At 40.6% G+C, this 374-nt stretch carries 1 protein-coding gene; it reads right to left on the bottom strand.

Annotated elements, in window-relative coordinates:
* A partial coding sequence (nusG, locus tag SB775_RS27775) for a transcription termination/antitermination protein NusG (RefSeq protein WP_410864367.1) occupies positions 1 to 374 on the bottom strand: 374 nt, incomplete at both ends.

Raw genomic sequence — 374 nt, 5'->3', positions numbered from 1 at the left:
CTCGCGACCAAACATGTCCACAAGCACGCTAACCTTTTTCTTCTCCACATCAATTTCTTCAATAGCACCTGTATAATCTGCGAATGGCCCCTCATTTACACGCACTGTCTCATGAAGTTCAAAGTCGAAATCAACCACTTCGTTGTCCATTCCCATATGCTTCATGATGGTAACAACTTCCTCTTCTAATAGAGGCGATGGTTTAGATCCTGAACCAGAAGAACCGACAAAGCCTGTTACACCTGGCGTATTACGAACAACATACCAAGAATCATCAGTCATGATTAGTTCTACTAATACGTAACCTGGGAACACTTTTCTTTTCGTTATTTTTTCTTTACCATTTTTCATTTCTACTTCTACTTCTTCCGGGA

This window comes from Peribacillus sp. SIMBA_075, assembly GCF_046534585.1.
This window is presented reverse-complemented; position numbering and strand designations above follow the sequence as displayed.